The sequence below is a fragment of the Pseudomonas sp. BN606 genome, assembly GCF_029873115.1.
Taxonomy (GTDB): Bacteria; Pseudomonadota; Gammaproteobacteria; order Pseudomonadales; family Pseudomonadaceae; genus Metapseudomonas.
In genome coordinates, this window is the sequence record NZ_SSOF01000072.1 from 157,603 (window position 1) to 180,804 (window position 23,202).

19 protein-coding genes and 1 pseudogene are annotated in these 23,202 nt (G+C 61.9%); 7 read left to right on the forward strand and 13 right to left on the reverse strand.

Annotated elements, in window-relative coordinates; genetic code table 11:
- Nucleotides 1-45 precede the first annotated feature (45 nt).
- The 6 genes and pseudogenes from E8E75_RS14705 to cobA all read left to right on the forward strand — a co-directional run bounded on the left by E8E75_RS14705 (nt 46) and on the right by cobA (nt 6,775).
- A complete protein-coding gene (locus E8E75_RS14705) occupies nt 46-732 on the forward strand; it encodes a polysaccharide lyase family 7 protein (RefSeq protein WP_120650259.1) in 687 nt (228 codons plus the stop codon).
- Between the two features lie 80 nt (nt 733-812).
- Nucleotides 813-1,256, forward strand: coding sequence for a thioesterase family protein (locus E8E75_RS14710; RefSeq protein WP_120650257.1), 444 nt, complete (start codon nt 813-815; stop codon nt 1,254-1,256).
- 416 nt (nt 1,257-1,672) lie between these two features.
- Nucleotides 1,673-2,884: a nitrate/nitrite transporter gene (locus E8E75_RS14715; RefSeq protein ID WP_153917189.1), complete on the forward strand. Its 1,212-nt coding sequence runs from the start codon at nt 1,673-1,675 to the stop codon at nt 2,882-2,884.
- A gap of 91 nt (nt 2,885-2,975) precedes the next feature.
- Nucleotides 2,976-4,646 (forward strand): bifunctional protein-serine/threonine kinase/phosphatase, encoded by a 1,671-nt coding sequence (locus tag E8E75_RS14720; RefSeq protein ID WP_153917191.1) that lies wholly within the window; start codon nt 2,976-2,978, stop codon nt 4,644-4,646.
- Between the two features lie 253 nt (nt 4,647-4,899).
- Nucleotides 4,900-5,901, forward strand: a pseudogene (locus tag E8E75_RS14725) (FAD-dependent oxidoreductase); the annotation flags it as partial.
- A 136-nt stretch (nt 5,902-6,037) separates the two neighbouring features.
- Nucleotides 6,038-6,775, forward strand: coding sequence for a uroporphyrinogen-III C-methyltransferase (gene cobA, locus E8E75_RS14730; RefSeq protein ID WP_153917195.1), 738 nt, complete (start codon nt 6,038-6,040; stop codon nt 6,773-6,775).
- Nucleotides 6,776-7,029: 254 nt separating this feature from the next.
- Here cobA and E8E75_RS14735 read toward each other — a convergent pair whose 3' ends face one another.
- The 8 genes from E8E75_RS14735 to ppsA all read right to left on the reverse strand — a co-directional run bounded on the left by E8E75_RS14735 (nt 7,030) and on the right by ppsA (nt 15,365).
- Nucleotides 7,030-8,082, reverse strand: coding sequence for an OmpA family protein (locus tag E8E75_RS14735; protein WP_120650243.1), 1,053 nt, complete (start codon nt 8,080-8,082; stop codon nt 7,030-7,032).
- 108 nt (nt 8,083-8,190) lie between these two features.
- Nucleotides 8,191-8,781 (reverse strand): RNA polymerase sigma factor SigX, encoded by a 591-nt coding sequence (gene sigX / locus E8E75_RS14740; RefSeq protein WP_120650241.1) that lies wholly within the window; start codon nt 8,779-8,781, stop codon nt 8,191-8,193.
- 96 nt (nt 8,782-8,877) lie between these two features.
- Nucleotides 8,878-9,702 (reverse strand): mechanosensitive ion channel domain-containing protein, encoded by an 825-nt coding sequence (locus E8E75_RS14745; RefSeq protein WP_120650239.1) that lies wholly within the window; start codon nt 9,700-9,702, stop codon nt 8,878-8,880.
- Nucleotides 9,703-9,704: 2 nt separating this feature from the next.
- Complete coding sequence (locus E8E75_RS14750; RefSeq protein WP_174235567.1) at nt 9,705-9,959, reverse strand: CrfX protein; 255 nt, start codon at nt 9,957-9,959, stop codon at nt 9,705-9,707.
- Nucleotides 9,960-10,007: 48 nt separating this feature from the next.
- Complete coding sequence (locus E8E75_RS14755) at nt 10,008-11,003, reverse strand: zinc transporter ZntB (RefSeq protein ID WP_153917197.1); 996 nt, start codon at nt 11,001-11,003, stop codon at nt 10,008-10,010.
- A gap of 47 nt (nt 11,004-11,050) precedes the next feature.
- Nucleotides 11,051-11,539, reverse strand: coding sequence for a ribonuclease E activity regulator RraA (rraA, locus tag E8E75_RS14760; RefSeq protein WP_120650233.1), 489 nt, complete (start codon nt 11,537-11,539; stop codon nt 11,051-11,053).
- 404 nt (nt 11,540-11,943) lie between these two features.
- The gene (locus E8E75_RS14765) at nt 11,944-12,930 is read right to left on the reverse strand and encodes an alpha/beta fold hydrolase (protein ID WP_120650231.1); all 987 of its coding nucleotides are present in this window, start codon (nt 12,928-12,930) and stop codon (nt 11,944-11,946) included.
- Nucleotides 12,931-12,995: 65 nt separating this feature from the next.
- Nucleotides 12,996-15,365 carry a phosphoenolpyruvate synthase gene (gene ppsA, locus E8E75_RS14770; protein ID WP_120650230.1) on the reverse strand — a complete coding sequence of 790 codons (2,370 nt, stop codon included), beginning with the start codon at nt 15,363-15,365 and terminating at the stop codon, nt 12,996-12,998.
- A 164-nt stretch (nt 15,366-15,529) separates the two neighbouring features.
- Here ppsA and E8E75_RS14775 point away from each other — a divergent pair, with 164 nt between their 5' ends.
- Nucleotides 15,530-16,348 (forward strand): pyruvate, water dikinase regulatory protein, encoded by an 819-nt coding sequence (locus E8E75_RS14775; protein ID WP_120650228.1) that lies wholly within the window; start codon nt 15,530-15,532, stop codon nt 16,346-16,348.
- Nucleotides 16,349-16,400: 52 nt separating this feature from the next.
- On the opposite strand, the gene prpF is transcribed toward E8E75_RS14775, so the two are convergent.
- The 5 genes from prpF to E8E75_RS14800 all read right to left on the reverse strand — a co-directional run bounded on the left by prpF (nt 16,401) and on the right by E8E75_RS14800 (nt 23,151).
- Complete coding sequence (prpF, locus tag E8E75_RS14780; protein ID WP_153917201.1) at nt 16,401-17,588, reverse strand: 2-methylaconitate cis-trans isomerase PrpF; 1,188 nt, start codon at nt 17,586-17,588, stop codon at nt 16,401-16,403.
- 95 nt (nt 17,589-17,683) lie between these two features.
- The gene (gene acnD / locus E8E75_RS14785; protein ID WP_120650224.1) at nt 17,684-20,305 is read right to left on the reverse strand and encodes a Fe/S-dependent 2-methylisocitrate dehydratase AcnD; all 2,622 of its coding nucleotides are present in this window, start codon (nt 20,303-20,305) and stop codon (nt 17,684-17,686) included.
- Entirely contained in the window at nt 20,305-21,462 is a 1,158-nt protein-coding gene (gene prpC, locus E8E75_RS14790; protein ID WP_120650222.1) for a 2-methylcitrate synthase, read from the reverse strand. Before prpC ends, acnD begins: the two co-directional genes overlap by 1 nt.
- A gap of 85 nt (nt 21,463-21,547) precedes the next feature.
- Complete coding sequence (gene prpB, locus E8E75_RS14795; protein ID WP_120650221.1) at nt 21,548-22,432, reverse strand: methylisocitrate lyase; 885 nt, start codon at nt 22,430-22,432, stop codon at nt 21,548-21,550.
- On the reverse strand, nt 22,429-23,151 hold the full coding sequence (locus E8E75_RS14800) for a GntR family transcriptional regulator (RefSeq protein WP_120650219.1): 723 nt from the start codon (nt 23,149-23,151) through the stop codon (nt 22,429-22,431). The genes prpB and E8E75_RS14800 overlap by 4 nt, the downstream gene beginning before the upstream one ends.
- Nucleotides 23,152-23,202 lie beyond the last annotated feature (51 nt).

The following is a 23,202-nucleotide window of genomic DNA, read 5'->3' on the forward strand; positions in this document are numbered from 1 at the left end:
ATGTACGAACTGCTGCCCATAGGTAATCCGCAGTAAGGACATCCAGTGATCGACCTCAGCACCTGGAACCTCACGGTCCCAGCCACCAGCTCCAATACCCTCATTACCACCGACCGCCTCAATAACGGTTACGAAAGCCAGTACTTCCGACGCAACTCCGACGGCAGCATCAGTTTCTGGGTGCCGGTGAACGGCTCCCGCACCGAGGACGCCAGCTATCCACGTACAGAGCTGCGCGAAACCCAGGCCGACGGAACCCTGAGCTATTGGTACCAGGCCAGCGCAGACAACTACCTGAGTGCCGTGCTTTCAGTGGATCAGGTACCGAGCCAGAACAAGATTGTCATCGGCCAGATTCATAGCAAAGACGAGCCCGGCAGCCAGAATGATCCGCTGCTGAAGATCCAGTACCACTACCTGCGCGGCAACGGCCGGATCGAAGCACTGCTGCGCAAGCGGCCGGGCGACGCGGAGGTGGAGAACATCGTACTGGCGGAAAACGTCGACCTCGGCGAACGCTTCGGCTACGACCTGCGCCTCACCCCCACCGGCAGGCTGGGCATCGTCGTCACCAGCAAGGGCGATGACGGCAACCTGTACCGCCAGCTCAGCGGCTACTGGAGCAATCAACAGCTCTATTTCAAGGCTGGTGCCTACATCCAGGATAATTACGGCGCGACCAACGAAGGTGGTCGTGTGACCTTCTACTGGTTGAACGGGCTGCATCGCTGAGATTCAACCGGGGAATGACGGTACATCCGATCGCACGGGCGTAGAATCGCCCCCTCGCCGCTTCTACGCTTGAGGTTCCAATGGCTCGACTGTCCCTGAACTTCCCCGAAGATCAGTACTGCTACTCCACCCATCTGACCGTACGCGTCACCGACATCAACGGCGCGAACCACCTGGGAAACGACTCGATGATCTCGATGATTTCCGAGGCCCGGGCGCGCTTCCTGTTCGAGTTCGGCATCAACGAAACCGCCGAGGATGGCATCGGGATCATCGTCACCGACCTTGCGACCACCTACCGGGCCGAGGCACACGCCCGCGATCAACTGCTGTTCGAAGTCGGCGTCATGGACTTCAACCGGTACGGCGGCGATATCACCTTCCGCATCACCCGGCCGGCTGACGGCAAGCAGGTGGCCATGGCCAAGTCCGGCTTCGTATTCTTCAACTATCGGGAATCCCGCGTGGTTCCCATGCCAGAGAACTTCCGCAGTACCTTCCCGAAGGTGAACTGGCTCGACTGAACCATTCAGCTTCAACTCGGTGCACCCACGACCACATCGCCCCGTTTTGAATCAGCGCACAAACCGGTAAGGGGTCGGAAAAGCACGCTAGGGCGGCACTTCCCGGGATTGGCCCGGCTCTTGCTCTATTACAGGCAGAGGTAGCCAAAGGCGGTTGCCCTACTACACGACAAAGGCGTCGCGTCACTCCGCAGCAATGCGGGTAGTGGTGCGGCGCCTTTTTAGTTCCGGCCCCAGCGATGGGGCAGTGAACGGGCCGAGATCCGGACGTTCACTTGCAGCTCACTCAATCCCGCTGCGGCCCCGGCCGCAGGACGGCGCGCCACAAGCGCGACGTTTAACCGGGAGGTGCAACCGCCATGCCCACGATCATGGTGCGCGCGCCTCCCGGCCCCTAACTGCAGATGAGGTGTTCGATGACAACGAGTTTCTGGAAAGCCGGCCACACGCCCACCCTGTTCTCCGCCTTCCTCTACTTCGACCTGAGTTTCATGGTCTGGTACGTCCTTGGTCCGCTGGGTGTGCAGATCGCAGCCGATCTCCAGCTCACCACCCAGCAGCGCGCGATGATGGTGGCCACGCCCATCCTGGCCGGCGCGGTGCTGCGCTTCCTGATGGGCATGCTGGCCGACCGCACTTCTCCGAAAGCCGCCGGGCTGGTCGGACAGGTAGTGGTGATCGCTTCGTTGTTCATCGCCTGGCGGATGGGCATTCACACCTATGAACAGGCGCTGCTCCTCGGCCTCTTCCTGGGCTTCGCCGGCGCCTCTTTCGCCGTGGCCCTGCCGCTCGCCTCCCAGTGGTATCCGCCGCAGCACCAGGGCAAGGCCATGGGAATTGCCGGCGCCGGCAACTCGGGTACCGTTCTGGCCGCCCTCTTTGCCCCCGGCCTCGCGGCCCTTTATGGCTGGAACAACGTCTTCGGACTGGCGCTGATCCCGCTGGTGCTGACCCTGGCAATCTTCTTCGTGGCGGCGCGCAACGCCCCCAACCGCCCCGCGCCCAAGGCACTGGGTGATTACCTCAAGGCCCTGGGTGACCGCGACAGCTGGTGGTTCATGCTGTTCTACAGCGTGACCTTCGGCGGCTTCCTCGGCCTGGCCAGCACCCTGCCCGGCTACTTCCATGACCAATACGGACTGGCCCCGGTTACCGCCGGCTACTACACCGCCGCCTGCGTCTTCGCCGGCAGCCTGATGCGCCCGCTGGGGGGTGCCTTTGCCGACCGCATCGGCGGCATCCGCACGCTGCTGGTGGTCTATACCGTGGCCTCGGTGTGCATCGCTGCAGTGGGCTTCCACATCTCCAGTTCCAGCGCCGCCCTATCCCTGTTCGTGGTTGCCATGCTGAGCCTCGGTGCCGGCAACGGGGCAGTCTTCCAACTGGTACCGCAACGCTTCCACAAGGAAATCGGCGTAATGACCGGCCTGATCGGTATGGCCGGCGGAATTGGCGGCTTTTGCCTGACTGCTGGCCTTGGCGCCATCAAACAGCATACCGGCGACTACCAGCTGGGCCTGTGGCTGTTCGCCAGCCTGGGCGTAGTGGCATGGTTCGGCCTCTATGGTGTGAAGCAACGCTGGCGCACCACCTGGGGCTCCGCTGCCGTCACCGCGGCCCGCGTCTGACCTCGAGCCCGATCCGGCACCCTTGCGGTGCCGGAACTGATCCGACCAAGGAGCGCCTCGCGCTCCTTTCGCCATACAGGACGGACCGTCGATGACCCTGCAACTCAGCTTTGGCGAAGCCAGCTCCACTGGTCCGCGCACGGAAAACCAGGACGCCGTCCGGGTAGTCACTCCGGCGCCGGCCCTCGCGGCCAGCAAGGGCTATCTCTTCGCCCTCGCCGACGGCGTCAGCCAGTGCGCCGACGGCGGTCTCGCCGCGCGCGCCACCTTGCAGGCCCTGGCGCTGGACTATTACTCGACGCCGGAAACCTGGGCAGTGGCTCAATCCCTGGACCGGCTGCTGGTGGCCCAGAACCGCTGGCTCCAGGCCAATGGAGGCGGCCAGCCGCTGCTCACCACCCTGACCGCCATGGTGCTGCGAGGACGCCGCTTCACCCTGGCCCATGTCGGCGACTGCCGCGCCTACCGCTGGGACGGCCAGCAATTGACGCGACTCAGCGAAGACCACGTCTGGGAACAACCCGGCATGCAGCATGTGCTCAAACGCGCCCTCGGCCTGGACCAGCACCTGGTGGTGGACTACCTGGACGGCGAGCTGTCGGAGCGCGAGGGATTCGTGCTGGTCAGCGATGGCGTCTGGGCAGTGCTCGGCGACCACGGCATCCAGCGCATCTTGCAAGACGAACAGGACCTCCCTGCCGCCGCCCAGGCTCTGGTCAGTGCTTCGCACCTGGCGGGCGGCCAGGACAACGCCAGCGCGCTGCTGATCCGCGTCGACAACCTGCCCCAGACGGGTCTGGCAGATACCCTGGCGCAGCTCGATCACTGGCCGCTGCCACCGCGCCTGCAGGAAGGTCAGGTCTTCGAGGGCTGGCAGGTGGAACGCCTGATAGCAGAATCGCGCCAGTCCATTGTCTATCGGGTTCGGGACAGCCAGGACCGTCGCTGGCTACTCAAGACCTTGCCCACCAGCCGACACGACGAGCCAACCGCCGGGCCGGCCCTGATGCTGGAAGAGTGGTTCCTGCGCCGCGTCGCGGGGCGCCATTTTCCAGAAGCCCATCCGCTGCCCCAGCGCCAGCATCTGTACTACGTGCAGCGCGAGTATGCCGGGCAGACCCTGGCCGAGCACCTGCGCCTCGGCGGCCCCATGCCACTGCCGGAATGGCTGGATATCGCCCCACGGCTGCTCAAGGCTCTTGGCCAATTACACCGACGCAACATCCTGCATCGCGATATCAAGCCGGAGAATCTGCTTTGGGGGGATGACGGCGAACTGCGCTTGCTGGATTTCGGCCTGGTCTTTTGTCCTGGCCTGTCCCAGGACGAGGCCCACAGCCTGCCTGGGACGCCCAGCTACATCGCGCCGGAAGCGTTCACCGGTGCGGCCCCTTCTCCGAAGCAGGATCTCTACGCGGCAGGGGTCACCCTGTACCACCTGCTGACCGGCCATTACCCCCATGGGGAGATCGAAGCATTTCAGCATCCACGCTTTGGCACACCCACGCCGGCCAGCCGCTACCGGCCCGACCTGCCCGCCTGGCTCGATGAATGCCTGGCGCGAGCGGTGGCCGCAGACCCCGCTACCCGCTACGAAACAATGGAAGAGTGGCTACTGGCCCTGGAGCAAGGCGAACGCCGTGCGCTGACGGCCAAGCCCCGACCGCTACTGGAGCGCGAACCGTTGAAAGTCTGGCGCGGTATAGCGCTTTCGTCCCTGCTGGCGAACCTGGTGCTACTGGTCCTGTTCCTGCACGGGTAGCGCACCAGACTGGAGCAAAATGCCCCAAGCCAGGGCGCAGCGACCACCAGGTCATCGCTCTCCCCCCCGGAATACGGTACTTCCGGGGTTGGCACGAGGGCTGCAATGTCCATTACGACAATCTACAAAAAGCGCCCGCCTCAACGACGAGACGGCACTTTCCCGATAGAACGGGACTTGGACAAAGGCGTCCTGCTGGCAACAGCGGGACGCCTTTTTTGTTTGCTCGACGTTTGTGCAGGAGTGTCCTGGCATGAAGACATCCAAGCTGGTGGTGATCGGAAACGGCATGGCCGGAGTGCGTACTCTCGAAGAACTGCTGAGACTGGCACCTGAGCACTACCGGATCACCGTGTTCGGCGCCGAACCCCACCCGAACTACAACCGCACTCTGCTATCCCCGGTACTGGCCGGCGAGCAGTCCTTCGAGAACATCATCCTCAACGACCTGGACTGGTACGTTGAGAATGGCATCGAGCTGCTACTGAATCGCAAGGTAGTGAAGATCGATCGCCAGCGACGCCAGGTGATTGCCGAAGATGGCACCCGCGCCGACTACGACCGTCTTGTCATCGCCACCGGTTCGACGCCGAGTCGCCTGTCCATACCCGGCAATCGCCTGCAGGGTGTAATTGGCTACCGCGATATCGCCGGCGCTCGAGCGATGATCGAAACAACCCGCACCCATAGCCACGCCGTGGTGATCGGTGGCGGCCTGCTTGGCCTGGAAGCAGCCAATGGCCTCAAGCAACGCGGCATGGACGTTACCGTCGTGCACCTGCCGAATTGGCTGCTGGAAAAACAGCTCGACCAGCCTTCCGGCGACAAGCTACTACGCGCCCTGCAGGCCCGTGGCATCCGTTTCCGCCTGGGCACCAATACCGAAGAGCTGATCGACAACGGTGACGGCCGCGTCTGCGCAGTACAGCTGGCCGGCGGCGAGATCATAACCGCCGACCTGGTGGTAATGGCCGCCGGAATCACGCCCAACACCGAGCTGGCCGAACGGGCCGGCCTGCCCTGCAATCACGGCATCCTGGTCGACGACACCCTGCAGACCTACGACCCACGCATTTATGCCATTGGCGAGTGCGCGAACCACCGGGGCATCTCCTACGGGTTGGTTGCTCCACTGATGGAGCAAGCCAAGGTGTGCGCCAATCACCTGGCCATGCTCGGCTTCGCTCGCTACCCGGGTTCCCACACCGGTACTCGGCTCAAGGTTGCCGGTATCGAGATGTTCAGCGCCGGCGATATACCACACCCAGGGCAGACACACGGCATGCCCGGCGCGTGCCCCTTGCATGAGTGGCAGATAGAGCTGGCTTCCGACGAAGTGCTGGCGTGGACCTGAATCATTTGCGGCGCGTCTAGCGCACTGGAGAACCCCAATGAACGGCAAAGTCTGGCTGGTAGGCGCGGGCCCCGGCGACCCGGAACTCCTCACCCTGAAAGCGGTAAAGGCATTGAATCAGGCTGATGTGGTAATGATCGACGACCTGGTCAATCCGGCCGTGCTGGAGCACAGCCCGCGAGCCCAGGTAGTCCGGGTCGGCAAACGCGGCGGCTGCCGCTCGACCCCACAGGAGTTCATCCATCGTCTGATGCTGCGTTATGCGCGCCAGGGCAAATGCGTGGTACGACTGAAAGGTGGCGACCCGTGCATTTTCGGTCGCGGTGGCGAAGAGGCCGACTGGCTGGCTGAGCGTGGCGTTGAAAGCGAACTGGTCAATGGCATCACCGCCGGGCTGGCTGGCGCCACCAACTGCGGCATTCCCCTGACCCTGCGCGGAATCAGCCGCGGCGTGACCCTGGTCACCGCCCATACCCAGGACGACAGCACCCTCAACTGGAAAGCCCTGGCGCAGTCAGGTACCACCCTGGTGGTCTATATGGGGGTGGCCAAGTTGGGGGATATCCATCAAGGGCTGCTGGAGGGCGGCATGCCCGGCGCAATGCCCGTGGCGATGATCGAAAACGCCTCACTACCCTGGCAACGTGAATGCCGCAGCACACTCGCGCACATGCAGGAGGACGCCAAAGCCTTTGAGCTCAAAAGTCCGGCGATCCTGGTCATCGGGGAAGTCGCAACAGCACAGGCAGCCCTCCCTCTGGCGCAAAGCGCCTGAATCTATCTTCGCTCCTGCGAAGTAGTGCTTGCCCGGCGATGTCGGGCTTTTTTATGGGCGTGGACGCAGGAGCGAACTCGCGATACGGGATCACGGGCCGCTAGCGGCCCTTCGCGAATGAATTCGCGCGTACAGAAAGCAGGCTGTGCCTGGCACCAAACGGCGGCGCTCGAAATTGCCGACTTCTTCCGGCACTTTTCTCCGGGCAAAGAAAAACCCGGCCTGAGCCGGGTTTTTCTTACCGCTCAAACCAATTACTTGGCCTGGGCTTCTACTTCGGCTTCTACGCGGCGGTTAACAGCGCGGCCGTCAGCAGTGGCGTTGTCAGCAACCGGGCGGGTTTCGCCGTAGCCAACAGCGTTGACTCGCTCGCTACCTACACCGTACTGGTCAACCAGCACTTCACGAACGGCGTTAGCACGACGCTCGGACAGCTTCTGGTTGTAGGCGTCGGTACCGACGGAGTCGGTGTGGCCTTCAACGGTGGTGGTGGTAGCCGGGTACTGGTTCATGAAGTCAGCCAGGTTCTTGATGTCGCCGTAGCTTTCTTCTTTCACCTTGGACTTGTCGAAGTCGAACTTCACGTCCAGCTCAACACGTACGACTTCGGCAACAGCCGGGCAGCCATCAGCGTCAACGGTGACGTTGGCCGGGGTGTCCGGGCACTTGTCGACGTTGTCGCACACGCCGTCGTTGTCGCTGTCAGCGCACACTTCAGCAACCGGGGCCGGAGCCGGCTCGGCTTGCTTGGTGGAACCGCCGAAGTTCACGCCAACACCTACGCCAGCCATCCACTCGGATTCCTGGGCGTCCAGGTTGTACATGCCGTCCAGGCTAGCCTTGGCGAAGAAGTTCTCGGTGAAGTAGTACTTCAGACCGGTACCAACGTTGGCGAAGGTGCTGTGGTCACGACCGGTACGCGGCGGGATGTTGCTGATGTTCTGATGGGCGAAGCCGGCAGAAACGTACGGACGCAGGCCAACACCCGGGGTGCCGAAGTGGTAGATGGCATCGAGGGAAGCCAGGTTGCCCTTGATATCTTTGTGGCCGTCGGTACCGAAAGCGTCTTCGGAGGTCATGTCGTGGTATTCGCCGTACGACAGAGCCAGGGAGACGTCGTCGGTCAGGTAGTAGCCTACCGAGCCGCCGTACAGGTTGCCGTTCTCGAGATCGCGAGAACTGTCGGTGAAGTAACGCTTACCGAAAGCTTCCACCTCAACTGCGCCTTGGCCCTGAGCCAGCGCGTTCAGCGAAAAGGCGGCAACAAGAGAGCCAACGGCTACGCCTAAGGTGTTTTTCAGTTTCATCCGTAAATCCCCATCTTGGTGGTCAGTAAGTTGTCGAACAATCTCCAGACAACTTGGGCGGCAAGTCTAGCAGAACACGCCGGCCCATAAGAGATAATTTTTCCCGAACTAAGTTTCAGAGAGTCCGGAAAATTTTTCGCGAAGGCGATCCAGCGCACGCTTGTAGCGCATTTTTGTCGCACTCAAGCCCATATGCATAATGTCTGCGATCTCTTGGAACTCCAGCTCTGCGACAAAACGTAGCACAAGAATCTCCCTGTCGATGGGATTGACATGTACCAGCCATCGCTCGAGCCCCCCTCTCTCCTCGACCTTGGGCGACTTCTCATCCGAGGCTTCTTCAAGGGGATCCAGACTCAGTGCATCTAGCAAACGTCGTTTTCGACGCTCTTTCCGATACTGAGTAATGCACTCGTTGTACGTGATGCTATATAGCCATGTCTTGAACTTCGACTTGCCTTCGAAGTTCTTCAAACCATAGAGCACCTTGAGCATCACTTCCTGGCAGACATCGTCCGCATCACGGTCGTTCCCTAAATATCGGGCACAGACGTTGAACAACGTGCGCTGATAACGCCGCATCAGTTCTTCATAGGCGCGGGTGACATGGAACAGCTCGACATGCGCACGCTCCACCAGCTCTTCATCGGAGAGCTCGCGTGGGTCATAGCGCAAAGAAAGCGATTGGGGCTTGTTCAAAACGGGTCGGGCCGACAGTCAGGTCAAAAGCCGCCGGGGCGCAGAGAACCACGCACCTTGTCTGGCGGCATACATTAGCAGGGAAATGCCGTCGTGTTAGCGGCTGGTTACCCGTTGATCGAGCAAAGTACGGTTAGACACCGATACCAGCTCACCTTCCTCGGTGAGCAGCAGGGTCTTCACCGTGCCGATCTCCTCGATCTGCCCTTCGACATCGCCAACCTTCACTTGTTGCCCAACCTGATAAAGCTCCCTCACATAGATTCCTGCAAGGATCTGCCCGGCGATCTCGCGACTGCCAAGACCCAGTGCCAGCGCTGCTGCCAGGCCGATGGAGATCAGCACGATCGCGATAACGTTGTTCAGCAGTTCGGTCTTGACCTCCAGTTGGCCAATGGCCACGGAGATGCTGATGATGATGACCAGGCCCTGGGCAAGTCTGCCCAGACCATGGGCGTACTCCAGGCCAACGCCCTCAGCCGCGCCACGCACCAGCCCGCTGACCAGTTGCGCCAGCAGCACCCCTGCGAGCAGCACGAGCGCCGCGCCCAGCACCTTGGGCAAATAGAGAGCCAGCACATCGAGGGTCGCTGAAACGCGGTCCAGCCCCAGGGATTCGGCCGCGGATACCAGGAAGATCAGCAGTACGAACCAGTAGACGATCTTGCCAATCAAGGTGGAAACCGGCACCTGAATCCCGGCACGGGCCAGCATCTTGGTCAGACCGGTGCCCCCCATCAGGCGATCCAGACCCAACTTGGCCAGCAGTTTGGACAGAAGGGTATCCAGCAGCTTGGCCACCACGAAGCCCAGCAGAACCACGACCAGCGCGCCGAACAGGCGCGGGATGAAGCCCGCTACCGGCGTCCATACCGAGGTCATGGCGTTAACGAGACCTTGAGTCCAGGGGTCGAATTCCATGTTCAATCAGCCTTATCTTCAGAACGGACAGAAGCGTTGCGGCGCGAAACAGGCGCCAAGTGGGGCGAACCATTGTTGAGGGCGATCATCATGGCGTCGAGCCAGTGACCCATGAGGCTGAACAGGTCCCCCGCCCCCACCTGACGATTGGCAGTCTTGAGCACGCGGCCCAGGGTAGCGTCATCATCATGATCGGGCTGCGGAGACGCCTTGAGCAGGTCCCGCAGGGATTCTTCAAACGGATCGTGCATGCGCACCTCGCGTGGATATGTCGGCTAGACGTGCCCGGGTCGGCTCAGGTCACATCAAAGCCAGCGCAAACGACGAAACAGCCAAATCTGGAACCCTGCTATGCCGAGAATGAATACGCAGGCAATGATGAAGCCATAAGACGTCTCGTCTCCGGGAATTCCCCTTACATTCATTCCCAGCAAGCCGGTGATGAAGCTCAGCGGCAGGAAAAAACCGGTGGTAATGCCAAGCAGGTACATGGTCCGACTGGTCCGTTCTCCCTGGCGGCGATTCTCGCTTTCCAGCACCAGGCCGATACGCTCGCGAATCAGCTCCAACTCTTCCAGATAGCGAGTCAGCCTGTTGTTCAACTCGTTCCAGTAGTCACTGTCGTCATCGACGAACCAGGGCATCCTGCTGCGCACCAACTGGCCATAGATATCGCGCTGGGGAGACAGAAATCGCTTGAGGCCGGCGGCGCGACGACGAATTTGCATCATCAGGTCATGATCGGGGCGGAAGCGTTCGTTATTGTCGAGCTGCTCTTCCTGCTCATCGATGGTCTCGGACAACTCCGCCACCAGCGAGTCGATCTTCACGGTCAGATGCTCGGCCAGATAGAGCAGCACCTCGGATGCCACCCTCGGGCCAGTACCCTTTGCCCACTGCTCGATAAGCTCATCCGTGGCATGCAGGGGTCGCAGGCGTAGCGAGACAATGCGCTGCGCCGCAGCAAAGATACGCACCGACACCATGTCCTCGGGGACGGCTCCTGGATTTAGGTTCACGCCACGAAGGAACAGCAGCAACTCGTCATCAGGTAGGGCCAGCATGCGCGGCCGAGTGCTTTCTTCCAGCAGCAGGTCGCAGGCGAATTCGGATAGCCCGCTCTGCTCCCGCAGCCAACGCCGCGCCAAGGGGTGGCTACGGTCCCAGTGCAACCAGAGACTTTGCGCGGGCGCCAGTTTCAGTTCTGCCAGCACCTCCCGTGAAATCGGCTCGGCGCCTCCCTTCCCGTCCAGCACAAAGGCATGTACTAGCCCCCACTGGGCGTTCTGCTCCTCGAACATTCAGTCTCCTTGGAAGAAAAAGCCCGGCTTCCGCCGGGCCCTCTCGATCAGGCCGGCATTTCCAGGGGCTTGGGCGAAATGATGATGCCGTTATTGTCCGCGTACACATACTCGCCCGGGCGGAAGGTGACACCACCAAAGGTGACCGCCACATTCAGGTCTCCGATGCCGCGCTTGTCGGTCTTCATCGGATGGCTGGCCAGGGCCTGGACACCCAGGTCGGTCTGAGCGATCACGTCGACGTCACGGATGCAACCGTAGACAACGATGCCTTCCCAACCGTTCTTCGCGGCCTTCTCGGCAAGCATGTCGCCCAAAAGAGCGCGACGTAGGGAGCCACCGCCGTCAACCACCAGCACCTTGCCCTTACCCGGCAGGTCGACCTGCTCCTTGACCAGGGAGTTGTCCTCGAAGCACTTGATGGTGACGATTTCGCCGCCGAAGGAATCGCGCCCGCCAAAGTTACTGAACATTGGCTCGACGACCTGGACCAGGTCCGGATAGGCATCGCACAGATCAGGGGTAACGTATTGCATGGAAATCTCCTTGATAACAGTTACAGATCGAGACCGATGCGGTCGCCGTCAAAGGTCGGCGTCACGCGCTACAACGGAGGGCAAGGCGCATTGACTGGACGACCACTGGCCAGGTCGAAGAGGCCGCCATACCTGGAACAACGCAGCGCGCCACCGCGAAAAGTGGCCGAATGCAGCGGCTCGCCCTGACGCGGGCAGCGATTTTCCACGAGGATCGAGTGCTGATCAACGACGCTCAGCAACTATGACCGCCTGCACACCTGAAACGTGCCTCAATAACCATCCTGCAGATTGATCAACCACTCCAGCGCCACGAATATGGAGCCTCCGCCACTCCGCGATTCCCGCCATCTTTAGCACAGCCTCCCGACACCCGAAACCGGAAACTGCGGGCAGGCAGCGGACTAGAGCGCCGTGACCTCAGCGGTCGGCGTTGTCACGGGCAAAGACAGGCGTTCCAACCAATGGGCAACCAGCGGCCAGACCTCACGCTCGGCAGCCTTGCTCACCAGCATCTCGATGTGACCGAAGTCGTCGCTGAATCCTTCGTCCTTGGCCAGTCGCAGGAAATGGCGGTACTCCCGAGGCACCTGCTCCAACAGCTTGCGGCACGCCCAGACTGGGTCCTGCTGGTCACCCGCGGCCGCCACCCCCAACACAGGGATGCGCACATCCGATAACCCGGCCCACCAATCCCGCTCGTCGTCCCCGAATCGGCCGAACAGGCCGTGCCAGCGCATGCTTTCCAGAGCAAGGCCGATAGGCTCGTCTTCCGGACCTCGCTTCAGACGCGAGCCCGACAGCACTTCGAAGCGCTTGAGCAGCAACCGACCACCCCACTCCACCGGCGGCATCTTCAGCGGCCAGTAGACGCGGCTGACCTGACTACCGAACAGTGCGGCGGACGCCACGTCCTCTTCGCCCAGATAGTGTCCACCAAGGGCAGCGGCAAGGGTCGTGCCGCCCAGGGAATGGCCTATCCAGTGCGGCACCTGACCACATTGCTCGCGAACGAAAGCGGCAATGGCGGGCAGATCAAAGCGCGCGTAATCGGCCACTCGGTTACGTCGGTACTGTTGGTTGCGCGGCGACAGGCCGTGGCCGCGCATCTCGGCGATCCACACATCGAAGCCGGCACGGACTAGATATGGCCCAAGACCCAGGCACTTGGGCGAATACCAGAACCGGCGATTGGAAAAACTGCCGTGGACCAGTATGACCGGCACACCCCGGACATCCTCCTGCCCCAGGAGGCCAAGGCGCGTCAGCACCAATTCGACGCTGGGGTCGGGGCTGTTGCCGGGCTTCAGGCGATAGACATCTTCAGTCAGGTCGCCACGGAGTTCTGCGCTCATCAGCGCAACGGGAAAGAGTTCGCTACTGCTTTGCATGATTGCTGCTTGCACAAAAAAGGGCGGGTTTCGAACCCGCCCTTTTCGTTTCGACTTACGAGGGATCAGGCCTGGCCTTCCGCCAGGAAGAACCAGGTATCCAGTACAGAGTCAGGGTTCAGAGACACGCTCTCGATACCCTGCTCCATCAGCCACTTGGCCAAGTCCGGGTGGTCGGAGGGGCCCTGGCCGCAGATGCCGATGTACTTGCCAGCCTTGTTGCAGGCGGCAATAGCATTGGCCAGCAGCTTCTTGACCGCCGGATTACGCTCGTCGAACAGATGAGCGACGATGCCGGAGTCACGGTCCAGGCCCAGGGTCAGCTGAGTCAGGTCGTTGGAGCCGATGGAGAAGCCATCGAAGAATTCCAGGAACTCATCGGCCAGCAGTGCGTTGGATGGCAGCTCGCACATCATGATGACCTTCAGGCCATTCTCGCCGCGCTTCAGGCCATTGCTGGCCAGCAACTCGACCACCTGGCTCCCCTCACCCAGGGTGCGCACGAAGGGCACCATGATCTCGACGTTGGTCAGACCCATCTCGTTGCGCACTTTCTTCAGCGCACGGCATTCCAGTTCGAAGCAGTCACGGAAGGACTCGCTGATGTAGCGGGAAGCACCGCGGAAGCCCAGCATCGGGTTCTCTTCTTCCGGCTCGTACAGCTTGCCGCCGATCAGGTTGGCGTATTCGTTGGACTTGAAGTCCGACAGGCGCACGATGACTTTTTTCGGCCAGAAGGCAGCGGCCAGGGTGCTGATGCCTTCAACGAGCTTCTCGACGTAGAAGCCGACCGGATCGTTGTAACCGGCGATGCGCTTCTCGACGCTTTCCTTGATCTCCGCCGGCAGGCTGGCGAAGTTCAGCAGCGCCTTTGGATGCACGCCGATCATGCGGTTGATGATGAATTCCAGACGTGCCAGACCTACACCCTCGTTGGGCAACTGGGCGAAGTCGAAGGCGCGATCCGGGTTGCCGACGTTCATCATGATCTTGAACGGCAGGTCGGGCATGGCATCGACGGAGTTGGTGCGAATATCGAAGCCCAGCTGGCCTTCGAAGATGAAGCCGGTGTCACCCTCGGCGCAGGAAACGGTTACGCCCTGGCCATCCTGAAGCACCTGAGTGGCATTGCCACAACCCACTACAGCCGGAATGCCGAGCTCGCGGGCGATGATCGCCGCGTGACAGGTACGACCGCCACGGTTGGTGACGATAGCGCTGGCGCGCTTCATCACGGGCTCCCAGTCCGGGTCGGTCATGTCGGAGACGAGTACGTCGCCCGGCTGAACCTTGTCCATCTCGGATACGTCGTGGATCACGCGGACCTGGCCGGCGCCAATGCGCTGGCCGATGGCACGACCTTCCACCAGGACCTTGCCCTTTTCCTTGAGCAGGTAGCGCTCCATTACGGTGGCGCTGGAGCGGCTCTTCACGGTTTCCGGACGGGCCTGAACGATGTACAGCTTGCCGTCGTCACCGTCTTTGGCCCACTCGATGTCCATCGGGCGGCCGTAGTGTTTCTCGATGATCAGAGCCTGTTTGGCCAGTTCGGTCACTTCGGCGTCGGACAGGGAGAAGCGAGCGCGGTCAGCGCGGTCCACGTCCACGGTCTTCACCGACTTGCCAGCCTTGGCTTCCTCGCCATAGACCATCTTGATCGCTTTGCTGCCCAGGTTGCGGCGCAGGATGGCCGGACGACCAGCTTCCAGGGTCGCTTTGTGCACGTAGAACTCGTCAGGGTTGACGGCACCCTGTACCACGGTCTCGCCGAGGCCGTAGGCGGAGGTGATGAACACCACGTCACGGAAGCCGGATTCGGTATCCAGGGTGAACATCACGCCGGCAGTGCCGGTTTCCGAGCGGACCATGCGCTGCACGCCAGCGGACAGGGCGACCAGCTTGTGGTCGAAGCCCTGGTGCACGCGGTAGGCGATGGCACGATCGTTGAACAGGGAGGCGAACACCTCCTTGGCGGCACGGATCACGTTGTCCACGCCACGGATGTTCAGGAAGGTTTCCTGCTGGCCGGCAAAGGATGCGTCGGGCAGGTCCTCGGCGGTGGCGGAGGAACGCACGGCCACGGCCATGTTGTGATTGTCGCCAGCCATGGCGGCGAAGGCGGTGCGGATTTCCGCATCCAGGCGGGTCGGGAACTCGGCATCCATTACCCACTGGCGAATCTGCGCACCGGTCTTGGCGAGGGCGTTGACGTCATCCACGTCCAGGGCGTCGAGGGCCGCATGGATGCGATCGTTCAGGCCGCTCTGCTCGAGGAAGTCACGGTAGGCCTGGGCAGTAGTGGCGAAACCACCGGGAACGGAAACACCGGCACCAGCCAGATTGCTGATCATCTCGCCCAGGGATGCGTTCTTGCCCCCCACATGCTCAACATCGTGAACGCCGAGCTTATCGAGGGAAACTACGTACTCTACCAAGGTGATCTCTCCACTATTTGTTGGAAAAGCTCATGCGGAACAGCTCCGCAGCGTTCTGGCGCTGGTCCAGAAAAATACGTCACAATGCCGACCGGCTCGGGCCTGGCGAAAAACGCGGCCTATCATAGCCAAGAATCGTTCCCGACTTAAGGCCTTTGGCGCAAATGAAACGAACCGCTTTCTTCATCTCCGACGGTACCGGTATCACTGCGGAAACCCTTGGCCAGAGCCTCCTGGCGCAGTTCGAAACCATCACCTTCAACAAGATCACGCGGCCCTATATCGACAGCGTTGAAAAAGCGCGCGCCATGGTACAGCAAATCAACAAGGCTGCGGATGTAGACGGTGCCCGTCCGATCATCTTCGACACTATCGTAAACCAGGAAATCCGCGACATCCTGGCCACTTCCAACGGCTTCATGATCGACATCTTCTCGACCTTCCTTTCGCCGCTGGAACAGGAACTTACCTCACATTCGTCCTACTCGGTCGGCAAATCCCACTCCATCGGTCACCACTCCAATTATATGGAGCGGATCGAAGCTGTGAACTTCGCCCTGGACAATGACGATGGCGCCCGCACTCATTACTACGACAAGGCCGACCTGATCCTCGTCGGGGTATCCCGCTGCGGCAAGACGCCGACCTGCCTTTATATGGCAATGCAATACGGAATTCGTGCCGCAAATTATCCGCTTACCGAAGAGGACATGGAGCGACTGCAGCTCCCTGCCGCCCTGAAGAAGTACAAGGACAAGCTTTTCGGCCTGACCATCGACCCCGACCGCCTTACCGCCATCCGCAACGAGCGCAAGCCGAACAGCCGCTATGCCAGCTTCGCCCAGTGCGAGTTCGAGGTGCGCGAGGTGGAGAATCTCTTCCGCCGCGAGAACATCACCTTCATCAACTCCACGCATTTCTCGGTAGAAGAGATTTCCGCCAAGATCCTGGTGGAGAAAGGTGTCGAACGACGCCTCAAGTAAGCCGATCCCGGAAGAAAAGCCCGCTTCGGCGGGCTTTTTCACGACTGCCGCTTTAGAAGGAATCGCCAGGTACTCGTACCCATCCTTCCATTAGCACGCGGGCGCTACGACTCATGATGGCCTTGGTGACTTGCCACTGACCATCTACCTGGCAGGCCTCGGCACCAACTCGCAGAGTGCCCGACGGATGCCCGAAACGCACCGCATTGCGCTCGCCGCCACCGGCCGCGAGGTTCACCAGGGTACCGGGGATCGCAGCAGCGGTCCCGATAGCTACCGCTGCGGTACCCATCATGGCGTGATGCAGCTTGCCCATGGACAGTGCGCGCACCAGCAGGTCGACGTCGCCAGCCTTCACTTCCTTGCGACTGGAAGACAGGTAATCCCTGGGCGGTGCAACAAAGGCGATCTTCGGCGTGTGCTGCCGGGTCGCAGCCTCCTCCGCACTCTTGATCAGCCCCATGCGCAAAGCCCCGGCAATCCGGATCGCCTCGAACCGAGCCAGTGCCTCAGGATTACCGTTGATGTCTTCGCGCAACTCCGTGCCGCTGTAGCCGATGGCCTCGGCATTGACGAACACCGTAGGGATACCCGCAGTAATCATGGTCGCCTTGAGGGTACCGATACCCGGCACCTCCAGGTCGTCCACCAGGTTTCCGGTCGGGAACATGGAACCACCCTCCTCGCCGTCGTCGGACGGATCGAGGAATTCCAGCACGATTTCCGCCGCGGGGAAGGTCACACCGTCGAGCTCGAAGTCGCCGGTTTCCTGGATTTGGCCATTGGTGACCGGAACATGGGCAATGATGGTTTTCTGGATATTGGCCTGCCAGATGCGCACCACGCAGGTGCCGTTGTCAGGTATCCGCGCCGGATCCACCAGCCCTGCATGCAGCGCGAAGGCTCCGGCGGCGGTAGAGAGGTTGCCGCAGTTGCCGCTCCAGTCGACGAAGGCCTTGTCGATGGAGACCTGCCCGTAGAGATAGTCCACGTCGTGATCCGGCTGGCTGCTCTTCGACAGGATCACACACTTGCTGGTGCTGGAGGTGGCCCCACCCATCCCGTCGATATGAGCGGAGTAAGGATCAGGGCTGCCGATGACGCGCATGAACAGCGCATCGCGCGCCGCGCCCGGCACCTGGCAGCGCTCGGGCAGGTCCTGCAGGCGGAAGAACACACCCTTGCTGGTGCCACCGCGAATGTAGGTGGCGGGGATTTTCACTTGAGGTACGTGGGCCATTCTCATGTCCTGTAGGTACGGTAGGAGCGGGCTAGCCCGCGAATAACCCCCCGCACTGGGAGCCATTCGCGAGCAAGCTCGCGCCTACAGATGGGCTAGCCGACAGCTTTCTGCGACGAGGACTCAAGGAAGTCCTGGGCGAAGCGCTGCAGTACACCACCAGCCTCGTAGATCGACACCTCTTCGGCGGTATCCAGGCGACAAGTCACAGGGACCTTGATGGATTCGCCATTGGTACGGCGGATGACCAGGGTCAGGTCGGCACGCGGCTTGCGCTCACCGATCACGTCAAAGGTCTCGGTGCCGTCGATGCCGAGGGTCTTGCGGGTGGCACCCGGCTTGAACTCCAGCGGCAGCACGCCCATGCCGATCAGGTTGGTGCGGTGGATACGCTCGAAGCCTTCGGCCACGATCGCCTCGACACCCGCCAGGCGCACGCCCTTGGCTGCCCAGTCACGGGAAGAGCCCTGGCCGTAGTCGGCGCCGGCAATGATGATCAGCGGCTGCTTGCGATCCATGTAGGTCTCGATGGCTTCCCACATGCGCATGACCTTGCCTTCCGGTTCAACGCGGGCCAGGGAGCCCTTCTTCACCTCACCATCCACCACGGCCATTTCGTTCACCAGCTGCGGGTTGGCGAAGGTGGCGCGTTGCGCGGTGAGGTGATCGCCACGGTGAGTGGCGTAGGAGTTGAAGTCCTCTTCCGGCAGCCCCATTTTCGCCAGGTACTCGCCAGCCGCCGAGTTGGCGAGGATGGCATTGGACGGCGACAGGTGGTCAGTGGTGATGTTGTCCGGCAGTACAGCCAAGGGGCGCATGCCCTTAAGGGTGCGTTCACCGGCCAGAGCGCCTTCCCAGTACGGCGGACGGCGGATGTAGGTACTCATCGGACGCCAGTCGTACAACGGACTTTCGGCTTCCTTCACGGTGCCGAGGTCGAACATCGGGATGTAGATCTGCTTGAACTGCTCGGGCTTCACCGAGGCAGCGACGATGGCGTCGATCTCTTCGTCGCTCGGCCATAGGTCCTTCAGGGTGACAGGGTTGCCAGCCTGGTCATGGCCCAGCACATCCTGTTCGATGTCGAAACGCACGGTGCCGGCGATCGCGTAGGCCACCACCAGCGGCGGCGAAGCCAGGAAAGCCTGCTTGGCATAGGGGTGGATACGTCCGTCGAAGTTACGGTTGCCGGACAGCACGGCCGTGGCATAAAGGTCACGGTCGATGATTTCCTGCTGGATCACCGGATCCAGCGCACCGGACATGCCGTTGCAGGTAGTGCAGGCGTAGGCGACGATGCCGAAGCCGAGCTTCTCCAGTTCCGGCAGTAGACCGGATTCCTCCAGGTACAGCTTGGCGACCTTCGAGCCCGGCGCGAAGGACGTCTTCACCCAAGGCTTGCTCACCAGCCCGAGGTCGTTGGCCTTCTTCGCCAGCAGGCCGGCGGCCACGACGTTGCGCGGGTTGGAGGTATTGGTGCAGCTGGTAATGGCAGCGATGATCACCGCGCCATCCGGCATCAGGCCATCGGCTTCCTCAGCCTTGCCGGCCTCCAGCTTCGCTTCGTCGGCGATGCCGCGCTCGGCGAGCGCGGAAGTCGGCAGGCGACGATGGGGGTTGGAAGGACCCGCCATGTTGCGCACCACGCTGGACAGGTCGAACTGCAGCACGCGCTCATACTCGGCGGTGACCAGTGCGTCGGCCCACAGACCCGTGGTCCGGGCGTAGTTCTCCACCAGCTCCACCTGCTCCGGCTCGCGACCGGTCAGCTTGAGGTAGTCGATAGTCTGCTGGTCGATGTAGAACATCGCCGCAGTGGCGCCGTACTCCGGGCACATGTTGGAGATGGTGGCGCGATCACCGATGGACAGGCTGTCAGCACCCTCGCCGAAGAACTCGACATAGGCGCCCACCACCTTCTCCTTGCGCAGGAACTCGGTCAGAGCCAGGACGATATCGGTGGCAGTGATGCCGGGCTGGCGCTTGCCGGTCAGCTTGACGCCGACGATGTCGGGCAGGCGCATCATAGACGCTCGGCCGAGCATCACGGTTTCCGCTTCCAGGCCGCCGACGCCGACGGCGATCACACCCAGAGCGTCCACATGCGGGGTGTGGCTGTCAGTGCCAACGCAGGTGTCCGGGAAGGCAACGCCACCTCGCGCCTGGATCACCGGGCTCATCTTCTCCAGGTTGATCTGGTGCATGATGCCGTTGCCGGCCGGGATCACGTCGACGTTCTTGAACGCGGTCTTGGTCCACTCGATGAAGTGGAAACGGTCCTCGTTGCGGCGCTCTTCGACGGCACGGTTCTTCTCGAAGGCGTCCGGATCGGAACCGCCGAACTCCACGGCCAGCGAGTGATCGACGATCAGTTGGGTCGGCACTACTGGGTTGACCTTGGACGGATCACCTCCCTGCTCGGCAATCGCATCGCGCAGGCCGGCCAGATCCACCAGGGCGGTCTGCCCGAGGATGTCATGGCAGACCACGCGGGCCGGGTACCAGGGGAAGTCGAGGTCACGCTTGCGTTCGATCAGCTGCTTGAGCGAATCGGTCAGCATGGCCGGATCGCAGCGGCGCACCAACTGCTCGGCCAACACGCGGGAGGTGTATGGCAGCGTGGCGTAGGCACCGGGGGCGATGGCATCCACCGCCTCGCGGGTGTCGAAGTAGTCGAGCGCCGTACCGGGCAGGCTCTTACGGTATTGGCTGTTCATCACTTACGGTCCTTGAGGGGCACGAACTTCAGGTCTTCCGGGCCGACATAGTTGGCGCTCGGGCGGATGATCTTGCCGTCGATGCGCTGCTCGATGACGTGGGACGACCAGCCCGAGGTACGGGCGATGACGAACAGCGGAGTGAACATGGCGGTGGGCACGCCCATCATGTGGTAGCTGACGGCGCTGAACCAGTCGAGGTTGGGGAACATCTTCTTGATTTCCCACATGGTCGATTCCAGACGCTCGGCGATGTCGAACATCTTGGTGTTGCTCTGCTCGGCGGAGAGCTCGCGAGCCACTTCCTTGATCACCTTGTTGCGCGGATCGGACACGGTGTAGACAGGGTGGCCGAAACCGATCACCACTTCCTTCTTCTCGACGCGGGCGCGGATGTCGGCTTCCGCCTCATCCGGGTTGTCGTAGCGTTTCTGGATCTCGAAGGCCACCTCGTTGGCACCGCCATGCTTCGGCCCACGCAGCGCACCGATGGCGCCGGTGATGCAGGAGAACATGTCGGAGCCGGTGCCGGCGATCACGCGAGAAGTGAAAGTGGAGGCGTTGAACTCGTGCTCGGCGTAGAGAATCAGCGAGGTGTGCATCGCACGGACCCAGGAGGCGCGCGGCTTCTCGCCATGCAGCAGGTGCAGGAAGTGACCGCCGATGGAGTCGTCATCGGTCTCGACGTCGATGCGCTTGCCGTTGTGGCTGAAGTGATACCAGTAGAGCAGCGCGGAGCCCAGGCAGGCCATCAGCTTGTCAGCGATGTCACGAGCGCCCGGATGGTTGTGATCGTCCTTCTCCGGGGACAGGCAACCCAGCACGGAGACGGCGGTACGCATCACATCCATCGGATGGGCGGACGGCGGCAACTGCTCAAGGGCAGCCTTGACACCGGCCGGCAGGCCGCGGAGAGCTTTCAACTTGGCCTTGTAGCCGGCCAGCTCAGCAACGTTCGGCAGCTTGCCGTGAACCAGCAGGTGAGCGATTTCCTCGAACTCACAAGCGTTGGCGAAATCGAGAATGTCGTAGCCACGGTAGTGCAGGTCATTACCGGTACGGCCAACGGTGCACAGGGCAGTGTTGCCAGCGGCGGTGCCACTCAGGGCCACGGACTTCTTCGGTTTGAAGGCAGTAGTGGTTTCGGAAGCGCTCATCGCGTGATTCTCCTCATTTCAATCCGGTTGCTTGAGTCTTGTTATTCCGCAGGCCGCCCCGCCAACCGGGGCGCCCCACTTCCGGTTACTTCTTGGCAGCAAACAGCGCATCGAGCTTCTGCTCGAAGGCGTGGTAGCCGATGCGGTCATACAGCTCGGCACGAGTCTGCATCAGGTCGATGACTTCTTTCTGATGGCCGTCGCGACGAATCGCGGTGTAGACAGCTTCGGCTGCCTTGTTGGCCGCACGGAAAGCCGACAGCGGGTAGAGCTGGATGGCGACGCCGACCGAAGCCAGCTCGTCGCGCGAGAACAGCGGGGTTGCGCCAAACTCGGTGATGTTGGCCAGCACCGGCACGCCCAACGCATCGACGAAGCGCTTGTAGGTCGGCAAATCGTAGGCCGCTTCGGCGAAGATGGCGTCGGCACCCGCTTCCACATAGCGCAGGCAGCGCTCGATGGCGGCATCCACGCCCTCGGCCTGAATGGCGTCAGTACGGGCAATAAGGAAGAAGTTCGGGTCGGTCTTGGCATCAGCAGCGGCCTTGACACGATCGGCCATCTCTTCGGTTGAAACGATCTCCTTGCCCGGACGGTGACCGCAGCGCTTGGCGCCAACCTGGTCTTCGATGTGAGCGGCAGCCGCGCCAGCCTTGATCAGGTTCTTGATGGTGCGCTCGATGTTGAACGCGCTGGGACCGAAGCCGGTGTCGATATCCACGAGCAGCGGCAGGTCGCAGACGTCGGTGATGCGGCGTACATCGGTGAGCACGTCATCCAGGGTGTTGATGCCCAGGTCCGGCAGACCCAGCGAACCGGCAGCGACGCCGCCGCCAGACAGGTAGATGGCCTTGAAGCCGGCACGCTTGGCAAGCAGCGCATGGTTGGCGTTGATGGCGCCGATGACCTGCAGCGGATGTTCCTCGGCAATGGCGTCGCGGAAGCGCTGGCCGGCGGTTTTCTGACTCATGACTCACCTCGTGTTTTGGACGGGTTGGCGAGCGCTTCCTTGTAGTGGCGCTCGATGTTGCGCTTGGAGGCACCGATGTGACGGCGCATCAGCAGCTCGGCCAGCTCGCCGTCACGATCGGCGATGGCATCGAGAATGCGGTGGTGCTCGTTGAAGGCCTGGCGTGGTCGGTTCGGCACGGAAGAAAACTGTAGGCGGTACATGCGCACGAGCTGATAAAGCTCGCCGCAGAGCATCTTGGTCAGGGTCTGGTTGCCGCTGCCCTGGATGATCCGGTAGTGGAAGTCGAAGTCGCCTTCCTGCTGGTAGTAGCCGCGTCCGGCCTGGAAGGCCTCGTCACGCTCGTGGGTATCCAGCACCCGGCGCAGCTCGTCGATCTCGGCCTGGCTCATGCGCTCTGCGGCCAGGCGGCAGGCCATGCCTTCGAGGGACTCGCGAATCTCGTACAGCTCGATCAGCTCGGCGTGACCGAGGGACACCACTCGCGCACCGACGTGGGGCACGCGCACCAGAAGGCGCTGACCCTCCAGGCGATGGATCGCCTCGCGCAGCGGCCCACGGCTGATTCCGTAGGTCCGCGCCAACTCGGGTTCGGAGATCTTGCTGCCCGGAGCGATCTCGCCACGCACGATGGCTGTCTGGATGCGCCGGAAGACGCTCTCGGAGAGGGTTTCCGAGTCCAGCTGTTCAGTAACGGGGGCTTCAGGGGTGTCCAGCATGATTGTCGACACATTGTTGTTTGGTTGAGCAAAACTACTGCCATCAACCCC